The following is a 16,971-nucleotide window of genomic DNA, read 5'->3' as shown; positions in this document are numbered from 1 at the left end:
CAAGCAACGGTACAATGGACTTACACGGGCAACGTTTTCAGTAGCGCAAAGGCCTCTTTCATCCGATCTTCGCTTACTACGAAGGCACACAGTTGGCCTTCGCTGTTCATTCCTCTGGCGACCATACCTTGCGCTTCGGCGGCAATATGCCAGTTCAGATCGCGGCGCTGGGTTTCCCCCGCCAGGTGTAATGGCAGTTCAGGCGTTTTGATTTTTACCAGCATGGCCGGTAGCTTCAGTGGCGCGTTACCGCCGAGCAGGTTCTTCGCCAGATACATCGCGCTCAGTTGAATCGGCTGCAGGAACGGCAGGACCTGACCATTAATTTCCGCACAGTCGCCGAGCGCATAAATGTCCGGGTGGCTGGTTTGCAGGTAGCTGTCGACGCAAACGCCCCGATTGATGTTCAATCCGGCGCGACGCGCCAGTGCGGTTTCCGGACGCAGACCGGTTGCAGCGATCACCGCATCAACTTCTACACTACGGTGACGATCGAGCGTGGCGCAAATACCCGTGCTGGTTTTCTCCAGGCTCTGCAGTTGTGATTTCAACAGCAGATGCACACCCATGTCGGTCAGACGATGCTGCAGGCGGCTGCTCACTTCCGGCGGCATTAACGAGGCCAGAATGCTGGCTGCGTTATCGATTAGCGTCACCGCTTTACCGGCACGACAGAAATCCATCGCCAGTTCACTGCCAATCAGACCACCACCGACAATCAGTACGCGCCGGGCATCACGCAGTTGAGTTTCACAAGCGCGGTACTCTTGCTGGCTATTCAGAGTAAGCATTAACTCACGCCCGGAAACCGGCGGCACAAAAGCTGATGCGCCCGTTGCCAGTACCAGCTTGTCGTACCCCCACTGCTGCTCCTTGCTTTTCACCACATGAGCATCCGCGTCGATATCAGTAACCCAGGTATGCGGAAACAGGCGTAAGTTAAACTGTTCGGCAAACTCACCCGCCGACTGGCGGGTGAGGTCGTCTGCACGCTGGGCCTGACTGATCACGTGGCTGAGATCGGGCTTGTTGTACTCATCCATGCTGTCAGCGGCAATCAGGGTCAACGGAATCGTTGCATCCTGTTTACGGATATTTTTGACTAACTGGCGGGCGGCAAAGCCCGAACCAATAATGACAATTCCGCGGCTCATTTTGCCTCCGTTGCCAGTACGTCGAAGACGTCTTTACCTAATGAACATTCCGGGCACAGGAAGTTGTCAGGAACTTCGCTCCATGGTGTACCCGGTGCGACATCCTGCAGCGGCTCACCTTTTGCTGGATCGTAGATCCACTGACACACGCTGCACTGCATGCTTGGGCCGAGGTCAGCGGCAGCCGCCGCGGCACAGGCGCACTCCTCTTCTTTGGTTGCTGCTTTCACGGTCGTTTCCGGCAGCGGAGCAAGTGCCCACTGACGTGCAATTTCGCGGCCATGCTGACGGCACAATTCCAGCGCGTCCAGATCCGGGCGCCATTTCGCTTTCAGACTCAGCGACATTTCAAAACCGGCATCCTGCAGACGGGTAGATAAACGGTCTACCGCACCGCCGCTCCAGCCGTGTGAACCGAAGGCACTGGCGCGTTTGTTACGAAAACGCAGGCCGGTCATCTCTTCCACCAGACCAGCAATTTTCGGCATCATCACGTTGTTCATCGTGGAAGTCCCGACCAGCACGCCTTTAGAGCGGAAGACGTTAGTCAGGATTTCGTTCTTATCGCTGCGGGCAACGTTAAAGATTTTCACCGCCACGTTCGGGTCAACTTCGTTGATGCCCTGGGCAATCGCATCGGCCATCATGCGGGTGTTGTTCGACATGGTGTCGTAGAAAATGGTGATGCGGTCTTCCTGGTAATCCGCCGCCCATTTCAGGTACATCTCCACGATTTGTGTTGGGTTGTCGCGCCATACCACACCGTGGGAAGTGGCAATCATATCGACCGGCAGGTTGAAGCCGAGGATCTCAGTGATTTTAGGTGTGACCAGACGGCTGAACGGGGTCAGAATATTGGCGTAGTAGCGCTGGCACTGTTCGAACAACTCAGTCTGATCCACTTCGTCGTTGAATAAGCGTTCGTCACAATAGTGCTGACCAAAGGCGTCGTTACTGAACAGTACCGCATCACCGGTCATGTAGGTCATCATGCTGTCCGGCCAGTGCAGCATGGGGGTTTCCACGAAGATCAGCTGTTTGCCGTTACCAATATCCAGCGAGTCGCCGGTTTTCACCACGTTAAAGTTCCATTCCGGGTGATGGTGGTGACCGTTGATGGAGTCAATGGCGTTGGCTGTGCAGTAAATCGGGGTATCCGGGATACAGGACATCAGCTCGGTCAGCGCCCCGGCGTGGTCTTCTTCCGCATGGTTAATGACGATGTAGTCAATATCCGCCAGGTCAATTTCACTGCGCAGATTCTGCACGAATTCACGGCTAAACTTGTGGTCTACTGTATCGATCAGGACATTTTTTTCTTCACGGATAAGATAGCTATTGTAGCTGCTGCCGCGCAGCGTTTTGTATTCGGTTCCGTGGAAATCACGCACTTCCCAGTCACGTTGGCCAACCCAATGAATGTTATTTTTAACCAGAATAGACATAGCAACCTCAATTAATTCAGCGTTTTTCAAAAAAGATGTTTTGCTTATTGCAGGTTGCGTGCCAGTTTTTTATTTAATTGATTTATAACAATTTAATTTTTATACCCACAAAATGGTAGTCAAAATGACTATGTTATTTATTGTCAATATGACAGTATGAATTGTCAAAATGACAATGAGGTCTTCATGAGCTTTTCAGTTGATGTGCTGGCGGGCATCGCCATTGAATTACAACGCGGTATTGGGCATCAGGACCGTTTTCAACGCCTGATCACGACGTTACGTCAGGTGCTGGAGTGTGATGCTTCGGCGCTGCTGCGCTACGAATCCCGACAGTTTATTCCGCTGGCCATAGATGGCCTCGCGCAGGACGTTCTCGGCCGACGCTTTACGCTGGAGGGGCATCCGCGTCTGGAAGCGATTGCCCGTGCCGGGGATGTGGTGCGTTTCCCCGCCGACAGCGATTTGCCCGATCCTTACGATGGGCTGATCCCCGGTCAGGAGAGCCTGAAGGTGCATGCATGTATCGGGTTGCCGCTGTTCGCCGGGCAAAACTTGATTGGCGCGTTAACGCTGGATGGCATGGAGCCGGACCAGTTCGATGTCTTTAGCGATGAAGAACTGCGTTTGATTGCCGCACTGGCGGCGGGTGCGCTCAGTAATGCGCTGCTGATTGAGCAACTGGAAAGCCAGAATATGCTGCCGGGCTCGTCCACAGCTTTTGAGCAGGTGACGGAAACGAAGATGATCGGCCTGTCACCCAATATGATGCAGCTGAAAAAAGAGATTGAGATTGTGGCAGGGTCCGATCTTAACGTCCTAATCAGCGGCGAAACGGGAACCGGGAAGGAGCTGGTGGCGAAAGCGATTCATGAAGGTTCGCCGCGTGCGGTGAATCCGCTGGTGTATCTGAACTGCGCAGCGTTGCCGGAAAGCGTGGCGGAAAGCGAACTGTTTGGCCACGTGAAAGGGGCGTTTACCGGTGCTATTAGCAATCGTAGCGGCAAGTTTGAAATGGCGGATAATGGCACGCTGTTCCTGGATGAGATTGGTGAACTGTCGCTGGCGCTACAGGCCAAGCTGCTGCGTGTGTTGCAGTACGGCGATATTCAGCGTGTGGGCGACGATCGCAGTCTGCGCGTTGACGTACGTGTGCTGGCGGCCACCAACCGTGATTTGCGTGAAGAGGTGCTGGCAGGGAATTTTCGTGCCGACCTTTTCCACCGTCTGAGCGTCTTTCCGCTTTCGGTGCCACCGTTGCGTGAGCGCGGTGACGATGTCGTGTTGCTGGCAGGGTATTTCTGCGAACAGTGTCGGCTGCGGCTGGGGCTTTCCCGCGTGGTGCTGAGTCCCGGTGCACGTCGTCATCTGTTGAGCTACGGCTGGCCGGGGAACGTGCGTGAGCTGGAACATGCCATTCATCGTGCGGTTGTGCTGGCGAGGGCGGCAAGGGCAGGGGATGAAGTGGTGCTGGAGCCGCAACATTTTGCCTTACAGGAAGAGGTGTATACGCCGCAAGATGAAGCCGAAGTCATTGCTGAGATCCCACTGAATCACAATCTGCGCGAAGCCACGGAATCTTTCCAGCGGGAGATGATCCGCCGTGCGCTGGCGCAGAACAATCATAGCTGGGCGGCAAGCGCGCGGGCGCTGGAAACAGACGTCGCCAACCTGCACCGGCTGGCGAAGCGTCTGGGCTTGAAGGATTAGAGGATGCCCGCCTGATAGAAATCCTGCAGGTTAATCGCGCCGGTGAGTTTGCCGTTTTCATCCACCACCGGTGCGGCGGTGATTTTGCGCTTCATCAGGACTTCTTTGGCATCAATGGCACGGCTTTCGGACTGCAATGTGATGCCATTATGGGTCATCGCCTCGCGAACCTCAGTGCTAAGCGACCCGCCACCGACCAGCCAGCGGCGCAGGTCGCCGTCGGTAAAGACGCCTTTCACCAGCGATTGATCGTCGCAGACTGCTACCAGACCCAGACCTGTACGGCTGAGTTCCAGCATGGCATTCATGACGCTGGTGGTGAGCGTCACCTGTGGTACGGCGTCGTCACGGCGCATCAGATGGTGCACTTTATTTAACAGACGCGCGCCCAACGCGCCAGCAGGATGTGAACGGGCAAAATCTTCTTCATTAAACCCACGAGCCTGCATGACGGCGATTGCCAGCGCGTCGCCCATCATCAGGGTGTTAACGGTGCTGGAGGTTGGCGCCAGGCGCATCGGGCAGGCTTCACGCTCTACTGAAATATCCAGCACGGCTTTTGCCGCCAGGCCCAGTGGCGAGGTTGGTTTTCCGGTCATTGCCAGCAGGGTGACGGATTTGTCTTCCAGACGCGGAATGATGAGATCCAGCTCTTTAGCTCCGCCAGAGTAGGAGATGAAGAGCATGACATCGCGGCTTTCAATCATACCTAAGTCGCCGTGCAACGCTTCTGCCGGATGTACAAAAAAGGCGGGTGTGCCGGTACTGGCGAGGGTTGCTGCGATTTTTTTGCCAATATGGCCGGATTTGCCAATCCCGGAAACAATCACTTTGCCTTCACAGTGGATGATAGTATTGGCGGCACGGACAAAATCATCGCCCAGTCGCTCTGGCAGTCGGCTGGCTTCCTGTAATTCCAGCATTAACGTCTGACGGCCCGCGTTCAGTAGTGCATCACTCATTGGTCTCTCCGGTTATAATCACTTCAATCCCTTTTGCTTCCAGCGCCTGACGAAACGCAGGGTTAATACCCGCATCGGTGATCAATTTATCGACGCTTTCCAGACTGCACACAACATTGGGACTTTTGCGCCCAAATTTTGACGAGTCAGCCATCAGAATCACTTCGCGAGCGGCATTGCACATCGCTTTACTGACGCTAAACACCTCATTAAATGTGGTTACGCCGGCATTGAGATCGATGCCGTCGGTGCCCATGAAGAGTTTATCAAAGCTGAACTGCTCAAAGGCATTTTCTGCCAGCTGTCCGTGAAATGACGCAGATTTTTTGCGGAATGTTCCGCCAGGCATCAGGATGGTTTGCTCGTTGTCCAGCTCCGAAAGCGCATTAACAATGTGCAGGCTGTTGGTCATGACGGTGATGTTGCTAAAGCGGCTGAGCATCGGCACCATCTGCAGTACCGTACTGCCCGCATCCAGAATAATGGAGTCGCCATCGTGAATATAGCGAACGGCGGCCTCAGCAATTTGCTCTTTTTTATGCGTATTGATCAGCGTTTTGTGATCGATGGGCGGGTCAGATTCGTCTTTATTCAATACTACACCGCCATAGGTGCGAATGACGGTTCCGGCATTTTCCAGAGTGACCAGATCTTTGCGAATGGTCGTACCGGTGGTGTCAAAGTAGTGGGCCAGTTCTTCAACTGAGCATTTTCCCTGCTTTTGCAAGTGCTCCAGTATGGCAGCCTGACGCTGACGAGGTTTCATAGGCGTGATTACCCTGACTTATGTATATACCCGTCATACTTCAAGCTGCATGTGCGTTGGCCGTCCTGCAGCTCGAATTATTGAGGGTGTAGGTTGCAAAATGATAATTTCGCAAGCTATTAGCATTCACAACGAAATTACCCATGTTTCAGTTTAAGCGCCAATGATAGTGCATTCTGCGAAAGCGGATCATGGGGAAAGATCACATCAGGCTGTAATTCATCAAGATGTTTGCCCATTATTGTGGCAATTTTGCCAGGTTTTGCAAAAACGGTAAGACCTTTCATAAATAACGTATCGGCAACCCGCTGTTGCTCATCCAGTGCGATAGCGACCACAACACGGGGTTTAAAGCGCCCACCGGAGCGACCCACGCCGACCCGACCCCGCTGGCACAGTTTATCGAAAGCCCGATTAAAACGGGATATTTGCCAGCCTCCCAATGCCAGTTGCAGACACCACGCAATGGCGGCGACGGTAATCAGTGCGGAAACCATATTGTTCTCCTTTGATGTTGCCGGATGACGTCGCGAGTGCGCCACCCGGCAGTAAAAATCAGAACATCACCTGACCGCCGGTCACGTTGATGGACTGCCCGGTACAGTAAGAGGCTTTTGGACTGGCGTAAAACAGCAGCATATTCAGTACGTCCTGATAATCGCAGCCGCGCTTGAGTGGCACTTTATCAATGTAGTACTGCTCCACTTCGTCCGGTTTGAGGCCAAGTTTAGTGGCATATTGCGGCAATAATGACTGGAACATTGGAGATTTCAGTAAGTTACCCAGCATCAATGAGTGTACCGTAATGCCGTATTCCGCCAGGTCCAGCGCCAGCGATTGAGTCAAGCCCACGCCGCCAAATTTCGCCGCGCTGTAACCCGAGTTATGCTTGCTACCCACTTTCCCCGATTTGGAGTTGATTTGGATAATGCGGCCCTGAACGCCATCACGGATCATCAGGCGCGAGAATTCACGCGCGCAGAGGAAATAGCCGACCAGATTCACCTGCAGCGAGCGGTCGAAATCCCCCAGCTGAAAGTCGCTGATAAATGCCGCTTTGGCAATGCCCGCGCTGTAAACCAGCAGGTCAACGCGACCGAATATTTCATCGACTCCGCGAGACAGCGCCAGCACGCTCTGTTCGCTGGTGGCATCGGCACCAAAACCGTAAGCGGTACCTTCGCCGAACTCGGCGTTAATTTCCTGTGCCACATTCGCCGCTTTATCGCTTTGAATATCGACGACCGCAACGCGGTATCCTTCTGTCGCAAGCCCACGGCAAAGGAATGCTCCCAGGGTCTGGCCTCCACCAATGACAACGGCAACCTGATTCATTTTTTTCTCCTTCAATCTTAAGCAACAAACTTCAAAATACAGCCCGGTGCGATATCGTCCGGTACGGGCCCCGCTATGTGCACGGTGCCGGGAAATTCCGCTTCGCTTAGTCCGTCGAAGCGCAGGGTGATATGTCCGAGTTCACGTAAGTTTTGTTCTGCCACGCTGCCGACAGCCGTAACCGGGTAGTGATGCTGGCCCAGTTCTAAACGGATACCGGCTTGTAGAGAACCGTTCAGTACGCCATGGCAATGAATGAAGCAAAACTCTTCGATATCTGCAGGGGCGCCTTCACGAAAGGTAATCAGCATCTGGTCGCAAAGTGCATCTGCTGCGCTTTGGCCGATACGGGTGATGGTGGTCTGATAAATCACGGTCATTTCTGAGTGCCTCTTATTGGTAAATAAAGCCGGAAACAAACCAGGCGATGAGAACAGTTGGCGCACCGGTGAGGAAGCGGCTTACCAGAACAGATGGCACACCGACGCGCACGGTGTCCTGACGGGCTTCGGCCAACGACAATCCCACAGGAATAAAATCGCACGCTGCCTGTGCGTTAATAGCAAACAGGGCAGGTAGTGCCAGATGCGGCGGGATATTTCCCAGACCAATCTGTACACCGATCAGCACGCCGATAACTTGTGCAATCACCGCCCCAGGGCCGAGGAAAGGCGATAACAATGGGAACGAGCAAATTAGCGCCAGGGTCACCAATCCCAGAGGGTGGCTGGCCAGCGGTGCAAGACCATGGGCTATCCAGTCACCTAAACCGGAAGCCATAATGATGCCAATCAGTGCCGAGACGAACGCCATAAATGGCAGAATGGTTTTCAGCACGGTATCAATCGTGTCGCGTCCGGACTGGAACAGCACCGCAACGGCAGAGCCCATGCCCATACCGACTTTTGCCAGCAGGCCATCACTTTGTTCGGTAATCTTTTTGCTGGTGTCGTAATCGCGACCGATAGTGCTGCTTGCAGGCTGCGGCGTAGCGGATGCTGCACCGACAACGGTGATATTTTCTTCTTTCACACCAGAGACATAGATATCTTCAACAATGTATTGTGCCAGCGGGCCGGATTTCCCGGTCGCGTGAATATTTACCGTCGGTATACGACGTTTCGGATAGATCCCGCAGCGCAATGTGCCGCCGCAGTCGATGATTGCTACACCGATTTCATTCTCTGGTGGTTCACCTTCTTTGAAGCCATCAACGGCCTGCCAGCCGGTCAAACTGGCCAGTTTGTCGACGATTGCAGGACGTGTCCCGGCAGTGATATAGACAATTTTCTTTCCGGAAATGGCGTCCAGTTCGAGTGGACCACCCCAGCCGCCTGTGCCTTTTTCAATACGAATACGCGTCATGATGTTGCTCCCGCCAGATGCACTTTCTGCTCAAGTTGAATGCCCATTTTTTTCTCAAAGATGGCGGTGGTGAAATCGGTCACCCAGCCACGGAAGAAGTTGGTGACCAGACCGACCAGTAAATAGCTCACGGCGAGCGGGCCGAGCGGGAGGCCCAGCGTCGTCAAGCCGCTGGCGATCCCCAGATAGACAAACAGTTCTCCGGGGTTAATGTGTGGGAACAAGCCGTTCATTGAGTGGCAGCTATAGGACGCTGCTGCGTAATAGCTGGGCTTATATCTCTCTGGCATAAAACGGCCCAGGCTCAGGGTCATGGGGTTACAAAAAACGAATGTACCGATGCACGGCAGCAGCAGATAGCGGGACAATGGGTTTCCGGCACAGCGCTGGGCAAAACGTTCAATACGCTGCTGGCCAATAAAGTTAATCAGCGCATTCATGATGACCAGCAGGCTAATCAGCAGTGGAAGAATACCGGTCACCATGCCGGTAAACACTTCTCCGCCTTTCTGGAACAGCCCGATAAACCACTCAGCACCGAGTGTGATGGTGTCGATCATTATTTTCTCCTGTAGGGATTTTAGTTACCTTGCCAAACGGTAATTAATTTTAATCAGATCGAAAGTTTTAAAAGTGTTATTTTGATCTCAAAATGAAAGATAAATATTTTAATTTGAAAGTTATTGCGTGAATGCTCGCAAATGTGCTGGTCAGAGATGAAAGGGGATGTAAATTCTGTGCAGGAGAGCGACTACCGCTTCCTTGTACGACGGAGGATGCTTTACCATACTTCCCCCAGGCTGAATTTGTTTAATGGATGTCTCATGTTCAAGCGTCGTTATGTAGCGTTACTCCCCCTTTTCGTACTGCTCGCTGCCTGTAGCAGCAAACCCAAACCTTCAGAGACTCAAACGACTACGGGTTCGCCATCCGGCGGCTTCCTGCTTGAGCCACAGCACAACGTCATGCAAACCAGTGGTGATTTCGCCAATAATCCGAATGCACAGCAGTTCATCGAGAAAATGGTGAACAAGCATGGTTTTGACCGTCAGCAATTGCAGGAAATCCTGTCGCAGGCTAAGCGGCTGGACTCAGTATTGCGTCTGATGGACCGCCAGGCACCAACGACACAGCCGCCAGCCGGACCTAACGGTGCATGGCTGCGCTATCGCAAGCAGTTCATCACCCCGGACAACGTGCAAAATGGTGTGGCGTTCTGGAATCAATATGAAGATGCGCTGAACCGCGCGTGGCAGGTATACGGCGTACCACCAGAAATTATCGTCGGCATTATCGGCGTTGAAACGCGCTGGGGCCGCGTGATGGGCAAAACGCGTATTCTGGATGCGCTGGCGACGCTCTCCTTCAACTATCCGCGCCGTGCGGAATACTTCTCTGGCGAGTTGGAAACATTCCTACTGATGGCGCGAGATGAAAGCGATGATCCGCTCGATCTAAAAGGTTCCTTTGCTGGTGCGATGGGTTACGGTCAGTTTATGCCATCCTCCTATAAACAATATGCCGTTGATTTCAATGGTGATGGGCACATTAACCTGTGGGATCCCGTCGATGCTATCGGCAGCGTGGCGAACTATTTCAAAGGGCACGGCTGGGTGAAAGGCGACACCGTGGCGGTCCCTGCAAATGGACAGGCACCGGGTCTTGCGAATGGCTTTAAAACCCAATACAGCATTTCTCAGCTTGCCGCTGCGGGTCTGACACCGCAGCAGTCGTTGGGGAATCATCAGCAGGCTAGCCTACTGCGTCTGGATGTTGGCACCGGCTACCAGTACTGGTATGGACTGCCGAACTTCTACACTATCACCCGCTATAACCACAGCACGCATTACGCGATGGCGGTTTGGCAGTTGGGGCAGGCGGTAGCACTGGCTCGCGTGCAGTAATCGCTCGTTACCGGCCTACAGGAAGATTTCGCTTGTAGGCCGGATAAGATGCTCTGGCATCGCTATCCGGCAGGTCTTATTTATGCAACGGATCAATTTTTGGAATCCCCCTCGTAAAACGTTCTCCTCATCCCCATCTTGGTTGTGAAAGTGCTATCTTGTCCGGCATATTTTTTTAACTGACAGAGGCTGAAATGACCGACAGTGAACTGATGCAGTTAAGTGAGCAGGTGGGGCTGGCGTTAAAAGCACGCGGAGCAACGGTGACAACAGCGGAATCCTGCACTGGCGGTTGGGTGGCAAAAGCCATTACCGATATTGCTGGTAGCTCAGCCTGGTTTGAGCGCGGGTTTGTCACGTACAGTAACCAAGCCAAAGCGCAGATGATCGGCGTGCGCGAAGAAACGCTGGCGCAGCATGGGGCGGTGAGTGAACCGGTGGTCGTTGAAATGGCGATTGGCGCGCTAAAAGCCGCCCGTGCAGACTTCGCCGTCTCGATTAGCGGTATCGCAGGACCCGATGGTGGTAGTGAAGACAAACCCGTTGGTACGGTATGGTTTGCCTTCGCCAGCGTCAGTGGGGAGGGGATTACCCGACGGGAATGCTTCAGCGGCGACCGTGAGTCGGTACGTCGCCAGGCGACCGCGTATGCGTTACAAACCCTGTGGCAACAATTTCTACAAAATACTTGATACTGTATGAGCATACAGTATAATTGCCTCAACAGAACATTATCTTTCACGTTTCACGGTTTAATCCGAAAGCGGCATGACAGGAGTAATTAATGGCTATCGACGAAAACAAACAGAAAGCGTTGGCGGCAGCGCTGGGTCAGATCGAAAAGCAATTCGGTAAAGGCTCCATCATGCGCCTGGGTGAAGACCGTTCCATGGACGTGGAAACCATCTCCACCGGTTCGCTTTCTCTGGATATCGCATTGGGCGCGGGCGGTTTGCCGATGGGACGCATCGTCGAAATTTATGGGCCTGAATCCTCCGGTAAAACAACGCTGACGCTGCAAGTTATTGCGGCCGCACAGCGCGAAGGTAAAACCTGTGCATTCATCGATGCAGAGCACGCGTTGGATCCTGTCTATGCGCGTAAGCTTGGTGTTGATATTGATAACCTGCTGTGTTCTCAGCCGGATACGGGTGAACAAGCGCTGGAAATCTGTGACGCACTGGCGCGTTCTGGCGCAGTCGACGTTATCGTTGTTGACTCCGTTGCTGCACTGACGCCGAAGGCTGAAATCGAAGGTGAGATCGGTGACTCTCATATGGGCCTTGCGGCACGTATGATGAGCCAGGCAATGCGTAAGCTGGCGGGTAACCTGAAGCAGTCCAACACATTGCTGATTTTCATCAACCAGATCCGTATGAAAATTGGCGTTATGTTCGGTAACCCGGAAACGACTACCGGTGGTAACGCCCTGAAATTTTACGCCTCCGTCCGTCTGGATATCCGTCGTATTGGCGCGGTGAAAGAGGGCGATAACGTGGTCGGTAGCGAAACCCGCGTTAAGGTCGTGAAAAACAAAATTGCAGCACCGTTTAAACAGGCTGAATTCCAGATTCTGTACGGTGAAGGTATCAACTTCTACGGCGAACTGGTTGACCTGGGCGTGAAAGAGAAGCTGATTGAAAAAGCTGGCGCATGGTATAGCTACAACGGTGATAAAATTGGTCAGGGTAAAGCGAATGCGACCAACTGGCTGAAAGAAAACCCGGCTGCCGCAAAAGAAATTGAGAAAAAACTACGCGAGTTACTGCTCAATAACCAGGATTCAACACCAGATTTCTCCGTTGATGACGGTGGTGAAGACGTAGCAGAAACTAACGAAGATTTCTGATAGTCTGACGTAATCGCATATAAAAGGGCTGCATATCATGCAGCCCTTTTCCATTCCTGAAGGCTCAATATGACAGATTCAACTTCCCGCCGCTCTGCTTACTCCCGATTACTTGACCGCGCGGTGCGAATACTTGCGATGCGCGATCACAGTGAGCAGGAACTGCGGCGTAAACTGGCTGCTCCGGTGATGGGGAAAACTGGACCAGAAGAAATTGATGCCACGCCGGAGGATTACGACAAGGTTATCGCCTGGTGTATCGAAAGCCGTTATCTTGATGATGACCGATTTGTTCAGCAATTCATCACCAGCCGTAGCCGTAAAGGTTATGGGCCTGCGCGTGTGCGCCAGGAATTAGGTCACAAAGGGATAGCTCGTGAAGCCATTGAGCGGGCAATGCGGGAATGTGAGATTGACTGGGCGTTGCTTGCGCGTGAGCAGGCAATCAGAAAATATGGCGACCCCTTACCTGTCGATTTTTCAGAAAAGGTTAAGGTCCAGCGTTTTTTGCTCTATCGCGGCTATCTGATGGAAGATATTCAGGCAATATGGCGAAATTTTGACGATTGAGCGCATACGGGATTTTACTTCCCAGTAAAGAAAACTTATCTTATTCCCACTTTTCGATTGCCAGAGGCGCAGTTTGCATGCCGATGCTGGTAATGACATTTCGTTAGCTTGATTTCTTCAGGATAATTATGAGCAAGAGCACCGCTGAGATCCGTCAGGCGTTTCTCGATTTTTTCCATAGTAAAGGACATCAGGTAGTTGCCAGCAGCTCCCTGGTACCCAACAATGACCCTACTTTGTTGTTTACCAACGCCGGGATGAACCAGTTCAAGGATGTATTCCTTGGCCTCGACAAGCGTAATTATTCCCGCGCAACCACTTCGCAGCGTTGCGTACGCGCGGGCGGTAAGCACAACGATCTGGAAAACGTCGGTTACACTGCACGTCACCACACCTTCTTCGAAATGCTGGGCAACTTCAGCTTCGGCGACTACTTCAAACACGATGCCATTCAATACGCATGGGAACTGCTGACCGGTGAAAACTGGTTTGCTCTGCCAAAAGAGCGTCTGTGGGTTACCGTCTACGAAACTGACGACGAAGCCTATGAAATCTGGGAAAAAGAAGTCGGTATTCCGCGCGAACGTATCATCCGTATTGGTGATAACAAAGGCGCTGCTTATGCATCCGACAACTTCTGGCAGATGGGTGATACCGGTCCTTGCGGTCCGTGCACCGAGATTTTCTACGACCACGGTGACCACATTTGGGGTGGCCCTCCGGGAAGTGCAGAAGAAGATGGCGATCGCTACATTGAGATCTGGAACATCGTCTTCATGCAGTTCAACCGTCAAGCCGACGGCACCATGGAACCGCTACCGAAGCCGTCCGTGGACACCGGTATGGGTCTGGAGCGTATTGCGGCCGTGCTGCAACACGTTAACTCTAACTATGAAATTGACCTGTTCCGCTCGCTGATCGAAGCCGTAGCGAAAGTGACCGGTGCGACCGATCTGAGCAATAAATCACTGCGCGTTATCGCCGACCATATTCGTTCCTGCGCATTCCTGGTCGCTGATGGTGTTGTCCCGTCGAATGAAAACCGTGGCTATGTGCTGCGCCGTATCATTCGTCGCGCGGTACGTCATGGCAACATGCTGGGCGCGAAAGATACCTTCTTCTACAAGTTGGTTGGTCCACTGGTAGACGTGATGGGGTCTGCGGGTGAAGAACTGAAGCGTCAACAAACCATGGTTGAGCAGGTTCTGAAAACCGAAGAAGAGCAGTTTGCGCGTACGCTGGAGCGTGGGCTGGCGCTGCTGGATGAAGAGCTGGCGAAACTGTCTGGCGATACGCTGGATGGCGAAACAGCATTCCGCCTGTATGACACTTACGGTTTCCCGGTTGATCTGACGGCAGACGTTTGTCGTGAGCGCAACATTAAGGTTGATGAAGCGGGTTTCGAAGCCGCAATGGAAGAACAGCGCCGTCGTGCGCGTGAAGCCAGCGGTTTTGGCGCAGACTACAATGCGATGATTCGTGTTGATGGTGCCTCTGAATTTAAAGGCTATGAGAACCTGGAACTGAACGGCAAAGTGACCGCGCTGTTTGTTGATGGTAAAGCGGTAGATGCCATTAGTGCAGGTCAGGACGCTGTCGTTGTTCTGGACCAGACGCCGTTCTATGCAGAATCCGGTGGTCAGGTTGGCGATAAAGGTGAACTGAAAGGCGCAGGTTTTGCATTTGCCGTGAACGACACGCAAAAATATGGTCAGGCAATTGGTCATATTGGCAAGCTGTCTACGGGGTCTCTGAAAGTGGGCGATGCGGTACAGGCTGATGTGGATGAAGCGCGTCGTGCGCGGATCCGTCTCAATCACTCTGCAACGCACCTGATGCACGCTGCGTTGCGTCAGGTTCTGGGCACGCATGTGGCGCAGAAAGGTTCACTGGTAAACGATAAAGTGCTGCGTTTCGACTTCTCGCATACCGAAGCGATGAAGCCTGCTGAAATTCGTGCTGTTGAAGATCTGGTGAATGCGCAAATTCGTCGCAACCTGCCGATTGAAACGAACATCATGGATCTCGAGGCAGCGAAAGCCAAAGGTGCAATGGCGCTGTTTGGTGAGAAATACGATGATCACGTGCGTGTTCTGAGCATGGGGGACTTCTCTACCGAACTGTGTGGTGGTACTCACGCCAGTCGTACGGGCGATATCGGTCTGTTCCGTATTGTCTCCGAGTCTGGTACCGCTGCGGGCGTTCGTCGTATCGAAGCCGTGACCGGTGAAGGCGCTCTGAATACCGTGCATGCTGAAAGCGATCGCTTAAGCGATATTGCGCAACTGCTGAAAGGCGATAGCCAGAATATCGGTGATAAAGTTCGTTCCGTACTGGAACGTACGCGTCAGCTCGAAAAAGAATTGCAGCAATTGAAGGAACAGGCCGCAGCGCAGGAAAGTGCGAACCTTTCCAGCAAAGCAGTTGATATCAACGGCGTGAAGCTGTTGGTCAGCGAGCTTGCGGACGTTGAACCGAAAATGCTGCGTACCATGGTTGATGATCTGAAAAATCAGCTGGGTTCTACTGTTGTCGTACTGGCAACAGTTGCTGAAGGTAAGGTTTCTCTGATTGCGGGCGTGTCTAAGGATGTGACAGACCGCGTGAAAGCAGGGGAACTGATTGGGATGGTCGCTCAGCAGGTAGGCGGCAAGGGTGGTGGTCGTCCGGACATGGCGCAAGCCGGTGGTACGGATGCTGCGGCTCTGCCGGCAGCGTTAGCCAGTGTGAAAGGCTGGGTTAGCGCAAAACTGTAAAAATTATAAGCGTAAGTCGACGCTGCGGGCTTCAATCCGCAGCGTTTACATCAACGCTATCGACAACGATAAAGTCAGGTTGAAGTTGTGTATATCGGCTAAACTTAGGTTTAACAGAATGTGATGCCGTGACTGCTTACACTTAGGTGTTTGTCATCGCTTACTTTTTGGCGTTATATGATGGATAATGCCGGGATACAGAGAGACCCGACTCTTTTAATCTTTCAAGGAGCAAAGAATGCTGATTCTGACTCGTCGAGTTGGTGAGACCCTCATGATAGGCGATGAGGTCACCGTGACAGTTTTAGGGGTGAAGGGCAACCAGGTGCGCATTGGCGTCAACGCCCCGAAAGAAGTTTCTGTCCATCGTGAAGAGATCTACCAGCGTATCCAGGCTGAAAAATCCCAGCAGTCCAGTTACTAAGGTTTTCGCGTCTCACCTTTCTGGTGAGGCGCAACCTGATTGAGTACCTTCTTTTCTTACTTTTTACCTTCTCATTGCTCTCTTATCTCTTTCTATACGGCTCTGACTTCTCTCTGATTCTTGTCATTCCACGTCGTTTTCTCTGCTGTGATGCTGTTGTTGTCTTTCCCGGTGATTTTTCTGTTCATACATCGTCTCCGTAAACGCCAATTTATCTGTTGATAAAACACTCTTTTTGCCGTTTTTGCAGACTAATTGCGCGTGAAATGTGCAAACGATAAAAGCTCTGGAAAAATTGTTTGACTTATAAGTCCCAGAAAGTAATATGTGCGCCACGCAGCGACGATGAGCAGAAACAAGTTCTTCGAAGCACTCGTAAGAGGCGTGTTGGTGAGGTGGCCGAGAGGCTGAAGGCGCTCCCCTGCTAAGGGAGTATGCGGTCAAAAGCTGCATCCGGGGTTCGAATCCCCGCCTCACCGCCATTTGCATCCGTAGCTCAGCTGGATAGAGTACTCGGCTACGAACCGAGCGGTCGGAGGTTCGAATCCTCCCGGATGCACCATCTTCTCTGTAATTGCGTATTAGCGTTATTACGGAAAATTGATAGAGCTTTAGCAGCGATATCAAATCTGCAGTAAAGTAGTTTCCCTGATGCATCCGTAGCTCAGCTGGATAGAGTACTCGGCTACGAACCGAGCGGTCGGAGGTTCGAATCCTCCCGGATGCACCAT

General features: G+C 52.7%; 16 protein-coding genes and 3 tRNA genes. 10 read left to right on the top strand and 9 right to left on the bottom strand.

The genetic code is table 11. The annotated features are described in order from the left end of the window. Positions 1 to 20 precede the first annotated feature (20 nt). Complete coding sequence (gene norW / locus ACLJXE_RS22635; RefSeq protein WP_410752090.1) at positions 21 to 1,154, bottom strand: NADH:flavorubredoxin reductase NorW; 1,134 nt, start codon at positions 1,152 to 1,154, stop codon at positions 21 to 23. After that, the gene (gene norV / locus ACLJXE_RS22630; protein ID WP_410752089.1) at positions 1,151 to 2,599 is read right to left on the bottom strand and encodes an anaerobic nitric oxide reductase flavorubredoxin; all 1,449 of its coding nucleotides are present in this window, start codon (positions 2,597 to 2,599) and stop codon (positions 1,151 to 1,153) included. Before norV ends, norW begins: the two co-directional genes overlap by 4 nt. A gap of 186 nt (positions 2,600 to 2,785) precedes the next feature. Here norV and norR point away from each other — a divergent pair, with 186 nt between their 5' ends. Then, positions 2,786 to 4,309, top strand: coding sequence for a nitric oxide reductase transcriptional regulator NorR (gene norR, locus ACLJXE_RS22625; protein ID WP_410752088.1), 1,524 nt, complete (start codon positions 2,786 to 2,788; stop codon positions 4,307 to 4,309). Here the strand turns inward: norR and gutQ are convergent. From gutQ to srlA, 7 genes are all read right to left on the bottom strand, one after another. Next, positions 4,306 to 5,271: an arabinose-5-phosphate isomerase GutQ gene (gutQ, locus tag ACLJXE_RS22620; RefSeq protein WP_410752087.1), complete on the bottom strand. Its 966-nt coding sequence runs from the start codon at positions 5,269 to 5,271 to the stop codon at positions 4,306 to 4,308. The genes norR and gutQ overlap by 4 nt on opposite strands. Further along, entirely contained in the window at positions 5,264 to 6,037 is a 774-nt protein-coding gene (locus tag ACLJXE_RS22615; protein WP_286629708.1) for a DNA-binding transcriptional repressor, read from the bottom strand. Before ACLJXE_RS22615 ends, gutQ begins: the two co-directional genes overlap by 8 nt. A gap of 137 nt (positions 6,038 to 6,174) precedes the next feature. Continuing rightward, positions 6,175 to 6,534: a transcriptional regulator GutM gene (gene gutM / locus ACLJXE_RS22610; RefSeq protein ID WP_410752086.1), complete on the bottom strand. Its 360-nt coding sequence runs from the start codon at positions 6,532 to 6,534 to the stop codon at positions 6,175 to 6,177. 58 nt (positions 6,535 to 6,592) lie between these two features. Then, on the bottom strand, positions 6,593 to 7,372 hold the full coding sequence (srlD, locus tag ACLJXE_RS22605) for a sorbitol-6-phosphate dehydrogenase (protein ID WP_003037345.1): 780 nt from the start codon (positions 7,370 to 7,372) through the stop codon (positions 6,593 to 6,595). Between the two features lie 17 nt (positions 7,373 to 7,389). Then, a complete protein-coding gene (srlB, locus tag ACLJXE_RS22600; protein ID WP_410752085.1) occupies positions 7,390 to 7,752 on the bottom strand; it encodes a PTS glucitol/sorbitol transporter subunit IIA in 363 nt (120 codons plus the stop codon). Between the two features lie 13 nt (positions 7,753 to 7,765). Then, positions 7,766 to 8,737: a PTS glucitol/sorbitol transporter subunit IIB gene (locus ACLJXE_RS22595; RefSeq protein ID WP_286629709.1), complete on the bottom strand. Its 972-nt coding sequence runs from the start codon at positions 8,735 to 8,737 to the stop codon at positions 7,766 to 7,768. Continuing rightward, positions 8,734 to 9,297 carry a PTS glucitol/sorbitol transporter subunit IIC gene (gene srlA, locus ACLJXE_RS22590; RefSeq protein WP_048213017.1) on the bottom strand — a complete coding sequence of 188 codons (564 nt, stop codon included), beginning with the start codon at positions 9,295 to 9,297 and terminating at the stop codon, positions 8,734 to 8,736. Before srlA ends, ACLJXE_RS22595 begins: the two co-directional genes overlap by 4 nt. A 264-nt stretch (positions 9,298 to 9,561) precedes the next feature. Between srlA and mltB the strand changes: the two genes are divergently transcribed. From mltB to ACLJXE_RS22545, 9 genes are all read left to right on the top strand, one after another. Beyond that, on the top strand, positions 9,562 to 10,641 hold the full coding sequence (mltB, locus tag ACLJXE_RS22585) for a lytic murein transglycosylase B (protein WP_286629710.1): 1,080 nt from the start codon (positions 9,562 to 9,564) through the stop codon (positions 10,639 to 10,641). A 194-nt stretch (positions 10,642 to 10,835) separates the two neighbouring features. Continuing rightward, entirely contained in the window at positions 10,836 to 11,333 is a 498-nt protein-coding gene (pncC, locus tag ACLJXE_RS22580) for a nicotinamide-nucleotide amidase (RefSeq protein ID WP_202037939.1), read from the top strand. Between the two features lie 92 nt (positions 11,334 to 11,425). Beyond that, a complete protein-coding gene (gene recA / locus ACLJXE_RS22575) occupies positions 11,426 to 12,490 on the top strand; it encodes a recombinase RecA (protein WP_410752084.1) in 1,065 nt (354 codons plus the stop codon). A gap of 69 nt (positions 12,491 to 12,559) precedes the next feature. Then, positions 12,560 to 13,060, top strand: coding sequence for a recombination regulator RecX (recX, locus tag ACLJXE_RS22570; protein WP_286629713.1), 501 nt, complete (start codon positions 12,560 to 12,562; stop codon positions 13,058 to 13,060). Positions 13,061 to 13,188: 128 nt separating this feature from the next. Further along, the gene (alaS, locus tag ACLJXE_RS22565; protein ID WP_410752083.1) at positions 13,189 to 15,816 is read left to right on the top strand and encodes an alanine--tRNA ligase; all 2,628 of its coding nucleotides are present in this window, start codon (positions 13,189 to 13,191) and stop codon (positions 15,814 to 15,816) included. Positions 15,817 to 16,054: 238 nt separating this feature from the next. After that, positions 16,055 to 16,240, top strand: a complete 186-nt coding sequence (gene csrA, locus ACLJXE_RS22560) for a carbon storage regulator CsrA (protein WP_000906486.1) — start codon at positions 16,055 to 16,057, stop codon at positions 16,238 to 16,240. A gap of 389 nt (positions 16,241 to 16,629) precedes the next feature. Further along, positions 16,630 to 16,722, top strand: a tRNA-Ser gene (locus ACLJXE_RS22555). Positions 16,723 to 16,725: 3 nt separating this feature from the next. Next, positions 16,726 to 16,802 (top strand) — tRNA-Arg (locus tag ACLJXE_RS22550). A gap of 91 nt (positions 16,803 to 16,893) precedes the next feature. Next, positions 16,894 to 16,970, top strand: a tRNA-Arg gene (locus ACLJXE_RS22545). Position 16,971 lies beyond the last annotated feature (1 nt).

The organism is Citrobacter sp. U14242, assembly GCF_046555775.1.
Taxonomy (GTDB): domain Bacteria; phylum Pseudomonadota; class Gammaproteobacteria; order Enterobacterales; family Enterobacteriaceae; genus Citrobacter.
The sequence above is the reverse complement of the archived record's forward strand: the minus strand, read 5'-3'. Positions and strand labels throughout refer to the sequence as shown.

Coding starts and splice junctions, on each gene's coding strand:
- ACLJXE_RS22615 (WP_286629708.1), bottom strand. CDS start 6,037: ATGAAACCTCGTCAGCGTCAGGCTGCCATACTGGAGCACTTGCAAAAG.
- norR (WP_410752088.1), top strand. CDS start 2,786: ATGAGCTTTTCAGTTGATGTGCTGGCGGGCATCGCCATTGAATTACAA.
- srlD (WP_003037345.1), bottom strand. CDS start 7,372: ATGAATCAGGTTGCCGTTGTCATTGGTGGAGGCCAGACCCTGGGAGCA.
- gutQ (WP_410752087.1), bottom strand. CDS start 5,271: ATGAGTGATGCACTACTGAACGCGGGCCGTCAGACGTTAATGCTGGAA.
- recA (WP_410752084.1), top strand. CDS start 11,426: ATGGCTATCGACGAAAACAAACAGAAAGCGTTGGCGGCAGCGCTGGGT.
- norW (WP_410752090.1), bottom strand. CDS start 1,154: ATGAGCCGCGGAATTGTCATTATTGGTTCGGGCTTTGCCGCCCGCCAG.
- csrA (WP_000906486.1), top strand. CDS start 16,055: ATGCTGATTCTGACTCGTCGAGTTGGTGAGACCCTCATGATAGGCGAT.
- recX (WP_286629713.1), top strand. CDS start 12,560: ATGACAGATTCAACTTCCCGCCGCTCTGCTTACTCCCGATTACTTGAC.
- norV (WP_410752089.1), bottom strand. CDS start 2,599: ATGTCTATTCTGGTTAAAAATAACATTCATTGGGTTGGCCAACGTGAC.
- alaS (WP_410752083.1), top strand. CDS start 13,189: ATGAGCAAGAGCACCGCTGAGATCCGTCAGGCGTTTCTCGATTTTTTC.
- srlA (WP_048213017.1), bottom strand. CDS start 9,297: ATGATCGACACCATCACACTCGGTGCTGAGTGGTTTATCGGGCTGTTC.
- ACLJXE_RS22595 (WP_286629709.1), bottom strand. CDS start 8,737: ATGACGCGTATTCGTATTGAAAAAGGCACAGGCGGCTGGGGTGGTCCA.
- mltB (WP_286629710.1), top strand. CDS start 9,562: ATGTTCAAGCGTCGTTATGTAGCGTTACTCCCCCTTTTCGTACTGCTC.
- gutM (WP_410752086.1), bottom strand. CDS start 6,534: ATGGTTTCCGCACTGATTACCGTCGCCGCCATTGCGTGGTGTCTGCAA.
- srlB (WP_410752085.1), bottom strand. CDS start 7,752: ATGACCGTGATTTATCAGACCACCATCACCCGTATCGGCCAAAGCGCA.
- pncC (WP_202037939.1), top strand. CDS start 10,836: ATGACCGACAGTGAACTGATGCAGTTAAGTGAGCAGGTGGGGCTGGCG.